Raw genomic sequence first — 4,720 nt, 5'->3', positions numbered from 1 at the left:
TTCTTTTAAAACATCAAAATAGTTAAACTCATCTCTATGTATAAGTTTTACTTTTTTCTTTGCTAATTGTATATGTATGCTCTCGCCTTTTGCAAGTTCATGTTTATCTTGACCATCTATAATGACAAGTGCTTTATCTTTTGGTGTTTTCATCTCTATAGAAAATTCTCCAGGTAAAACAACAGGTCTTTGTGTTAGAGAATGTGGGCAAATAGGTGTAAGTGCAAAAACATTTGTTAAAGGAAACAGAACAGGACCACCAGCTGAGAGATTATAAGCCGTAGAACCTGTAGGCGTAGAGACAATAATTCCATCACCATAGTAGGTATTAAACGATTTGGAATCAACAAGTGTCTCTACATGAATCATATTTGAAACAGAAGGACGGGTCAATACGATGTCATTAAAAGCATAAATAGAAACATCTTTGCCATTTTGTTTAAATGTCGCTTCCAAAATTGCTCGTTCATCAACTCTATAATTTTCATGCACTAATTTTATTACAAACTCTTCAAGTTCATCAAAATTTATATCTGCAAGGAATCCTAAAGAACCAGCATAAACACCAAAAATAGGAACATCATACTTAAACGATCGACGCACAGCAGAGATGAGTGTGCCATCACCACCAAGTGTCACAATGGCATCTGAACTTTTACATAAAATATCAAATTCCATTCCCATCACGCCGATCATACCGCCACTTATGCTGTCTATAAGCACCTCTATGCCATGTTTGTTAAATATTTTTTCTAAAGTATAGTAATGCTCTTTGAGTTCAGGTGTAGAGGGGCGTAAAACCACACCTACTTTTTTTATTGTTTTTGCTTTCAAGTCTGCTCATCTTGTGAATAATTTTGTCAATTATACTATATTTAGGTATAATCGCGAAAATTATTTATTATAGGACTCTATATTTTGAGAACTCATTACTGTACAGATTTAAATGAAACTAATGTTGGAGAAGATGTTGTTCTAACTGGTTGGGCTAATAACTATCGTGACCATGGTGGAATCATTTTCATAGATTTGCGTGACAAAACTGGTTTAGTCCAGCTTACTTGTGACCCTGAAGACTCTCAAGAAGCACACAAAATAGCAAATGATGTGCGTGACGAGTATGTTTTAATTGCAAAAGGGAAAGTGCGTCTTCGTGGTGAAGGTCTAACAAATCCTCGTCTAAAAACTGGTGCTATTGAAATAGTTGTCAATGAACTTATTATTGAAAACAAATCTGCTCCTGTTCCTTTTGTAATTGGCGATAAAAATGTGGGTGAAGAGACACGCTTAAAGTACCGTTACCTAGAGCTTCGTGACCCTGATGTTTTTGAAGTATTTCGTTTGCGTTCAAAAGCAGCAATTGCAGCAAGAAATGTACTTGATGCAAATGGATTTTTAGAGGTTGAAACACCAATTCTTACAAAATCTACTCCAGAGGGAGCAAGGGATTATTTGGTACCTTCTCGTGTTCACAATGGAGAATTTTACGCACTTCCACAATCACCACAACTTTTCAAACAACTTTTAATGGTTGGTGGATTTGACAGATATTTCCAAATTGCAAAATGTTTCCGTGATGAAGATTTGCGTGCCGATAGACAACCTGAATTTACTCAAATAGATGTCGAGATGAGTTTTTGTACTCAAGAAGATGTCATAAAAGTAGCAGAGGATTTGCTTGAGGGTATGTTTAAAGCATGTGGTGTAGATATTAAACCACCATTTAATCGTATGACTTATAAAGTAGCAATGGAGAAATATGGTTCAGACAAACCAGATCTTCGTTATGGTCTTGAGATGGTTGATGTTATTGATATTTTTGAAAGATGTGACAATGAAATCTTTACAAGTATTGCAAAACAACCACATAAAAACCGTATTAAAGCCCTTAAAGTTCCTGGTGCTGATTTAGTATTTTCAAAACGAGAAATGAAAAGTTTTGAAGAGTTCGTTCGTAAATTTGGCGCACATGGTCTTGGCTACTTCCAAATGAAAGAAGATGGTCTTAAAGGTCCACTTATTAAATTTTTCCAAGAAGAGGACATTAATCTTCTTATAGAGAGACTTGATATGCAAGTTGGCGATGTTGTCTTCTTTGGTGCTGGTGAGAAAAAAACTGTATGGGATTATATGGGTCGTTTTAGAAACTTCATAGCTGAACATGAAAAAATGAACCTTATAGATGAAGATGCTTATGAATTTGTATGGGTTGTTGATTTTCCTATGTTTGAAGTAGAAGATGGACATGTAAAAGCATTGCATCATCCATTTACACAACCAAAAGATACAGATAAAGATGATGTAGAAGAGATAGAATCTATTGCTTACGACATCGTTTTAAATGGTACTGAACTTGGTGGTGGATCTATTCGTATTCATAAAGAAGAGGTACAAGAGGAGATATTTAAACTTCTTGGTATTGAAGAGGAAGAGGCTCAAGAGAAATTTGGCTTCTTACTTGATGCATTAAAATTTGGTGCGCCTCCACATGGTGGTTTTGCTATTGGATTTGATAGACTTATGATGATTATCTCTAAAAAAGCAAGCATCCGTGATGTTATTGCCTTCCCTAAAACACAAAAAGCAGCTTGTGTGCTTACAGATGCACCATCAGAAGTTGACAATACACAACTTCGTGATTTACACATTAGATTGCGTGAACAAGTAAAAGCGTAATGAAAAAGTTATTTCTCATCATCGGAGCTCCTGGCTCTGGTAAAACGACTGATGCCGAGCTTATTGCAAAAGAGAATGAAAATATTTCTCATTTTTCAACAGGTGATATGCTACGAGCAGAAGTAGCATCAGGAAGCAAGCGTGGTAAAGAGATAGACAAGTACATCTCCAAAGGTGAAATAGTTCCTATTGAAATCGTTATAGAGACCATTACAAGTGCCATTTCTTCTGCAAAGACAAATATTGTCGTTATTGACGGGTATCCTCGTAGTATTGAGCAGATGATGGAACTTGACAAATACTTACAAAATCATAATGATATAGAGCTTGTTTCTGTCATCGAAGTGGATGTAAGTGAAGAGACCGCCCGAGAGCGAGTTCTTGGTCGTGCCCGTGGTGCAGATGACAATAATGAAGTGTTTAATAACCGTATGCGTGTTTATCTTGCACCATTAGAACAAATTAGAGATTTTTACAAAGCAAAAAATCTTTTAAAAGTAATTTCGGGCGAAGGAACTATTGAACAAATAGTCTCGCAGATGCAGAGTTTCATAAACTCTAAAATTTAATTTCTATACTATAAGGCTGCGTTTAAACGCAGCACATCATACGCCTTACTACTTTTCAAGTCCTGAAACAATAGCCTCTTCAACATCTTTAATATCAGCCGTTCCATCAACAGTAATGTATTTGATTTTACTGTTTTTTGCAGCTTGTGCTTTATAGTAATCCACTAAAGGTTCAGTCTGTTCATGATACACTTTGAGTCTATCAAGCACTACATTCTCTTTATCATCATCACGCTGTACCAAATCTTCACCAGTCACATCATCTTTACCTTCAACTTTTGGTGGATTGTAAATGATGTGGTATGTTCTTCCACTTGCGAGATGTACGCGTCTTCCACTCATTCTTTTTACTATCTCTGCATCAGGAACATCTATTTCAATTACTGCGTCTATTTCAATACCTGCGTTTGTTACAGCATCTGCTTGTGGCAAAGTACGAGGAAAACCATCTAAAAGATACCCATTTTTGCAATCATCTTGGGCAATTCTATCTTTAACAAGTCCGATGATAATATCATCTGTTACAAGTTTACCAGCGTCCATTGCCTCTTTTGCAAGTTTTCCCATTGCTGTTCCTGCTTTTATTGCAGCACGAAGCATATCACCTGTTGATATTTGAGGGATGTCATATTTTTTTGTCAAAAATTGTGCCTGAGTACCTTTTCCTGCGCCTGGTGCACCTAGTAGTATTATTCTCATTTTTTCTCCTATTTTTTAATTATTCTTCCACGAAACCAAAATCTTCTTCATTTTGGTCTTTTTGAGCGAGTAAAATATCGTCCACAAGCTCTTTTGCCTCTGCTTCATCAATATCACCATTTGTAATATCTTCTAAAACATCTTCTAAGTCTGCTTTAAATTCACGAAGCTCTTCTATCTCTTCTTTAGCATCTTCTGTTGCTTCTTTACTTCCTGCTATCTCTTCAAAGATCTCATCAAGTCTATCCTTGATGTCAGGAATAACACTTTTTGTCAATAACTCTTCAAGTTTTGCTATTTGTGACATATTCTTTAGTCCTTAGGTAATTATTTATGGAATAATACTATAATTAAAATAAAAAGAGTGAATTATGAATTTTTATGCAGTAATAATTGGAACAGAAATACTCAATGGACGCAGAATTGACAAACATTTTGCATTTTTACAAGCAGAGTTACAAAAGTATGGACATGAACTCTTCGCATCTTTTGTTATAAAAGACGATAAAGAACTTATGCGTCGTACATATCGTATGATTAAAGAAGATTCAAACGCAGTGATGTTCTCTTTTGGTGGTATCGGTTCTACGCCTGATGATTTGACTCGTGAAATTGCTGCTGAAATCTTTAGAGACTCAAAAGTCGTGACACATGAACAATTTAAGCAAGATATTATAGAAAAATTCGGCGATGAAGCCTATCCACATAGAATTCACATGGCAGACTTACCTCCAAACGCAGCCCTTTTGAAAAACCCTGTAAATAATATGTCAGGC

6 protein-coding genes are annotated in these 4,720 nt (G+C 35.7%); 3 read left to right on the top strand and 3 right to left on the bottom strand.

The window, feature by feature from the left end:
- Nucleotides 1-834 (bottom strand): NAD(+)/NADH kinase (locus MVY38_RS03275; RefSeq protein ID WP_297483566.1); only part of this gene is annotated, 834 nt, incomplete at its 3' end.
- A gap of 84 nt (nucleotides 835-918) precedes the next feature.
- On the opposite strand from MVY38_RS03275, the gene aspS reads away from it, so the two are divergent.
- Together aspS and MVY38_RS03265 are read left to right on the top strand one after the other, a co-directional pair.
- Nucleotides 919-2,676 carry an aspartate--tRNA ligase gene (gene aspS / locus MVY38_RS03270; protein WP_297483565.1) on the top strand — a complete coding sequence of 586 codons (1,758 nt, stop codon included), beginning with the start codon at nucleotides 919-921 and terminating at the stop codon, nucleotides 2,674-2,676.
- Nucleotides 2,676-3,245, top strand: coding sequence for an adenylate kinase (locus tag MVY38_RS03265; protein WP_297483563.1), 570 nt, complete (start codon nucleotides 2,676-2,678; stop codon nucleotides 3,243-3,245). The genes aspS and MVY38_RS03265 overlap by 1 nt, the downstream gene beginning before the upstream one ends.
- Nucleotides 3,246-3,293: 48 nt before the next feature.
- Here MVY38_RS03265 and adk read toward each other — a convergent pair whose 3' ends face one another.
- Together adk and MVY38_RS03255 are read right to left on the bottom strand one after the other, a co-directional pair.
- Nucleotides 3,294-3,944: an adenylate kinase gene (gene adk, locus MVY38_RS03260; protein WP_297483561.1), complete on the bottom strand. Its 651-nt coding sequence runs from the start codon at nucleotides 3,942-3,944 to the stop codon at nucleotides 3,294-3,296.
- Nucleotides 3,945-3,963: 19 nt separating this feature from the next.
- Complete coding sequence (locus tag MVY38_RS03255; protein WP_297483559.1) at nucleotides 3,964-4,251, bottom strand: hypothetical protein; 288 nt, start codon at nucleotides 4,249-4,251, stop codon at nucleotides 3,964-3,966.
- A gap of 64 nt (nucleotides 4,252-4,315) precedes the next feature.
- Here MVY38_RS03255 and MVY38_RS03250 point away from each other — a divergent pair.
- Nucleotides 4,316-4,720 (top strand): molybdopterin-binding protein (locus MVY38_RS03250; protein WP_297483557.1); only part of this gene is annotated, 405 nt, incomplete at its 3' end.

The organism is Sulfurimonas sp. (genome assembly GCF_027056685.1).
Lineage (GTDB): Bacteria > Campylobacterota > Campylobacteria > Campylobacterales > Sulfurimonadaceae > Sulfurimonas.
The sequence above is the reverse complement of the archived record's forward strand: the minus strand, read 5'-3'. Positions and strand labels throughout refer to the sequence as shown.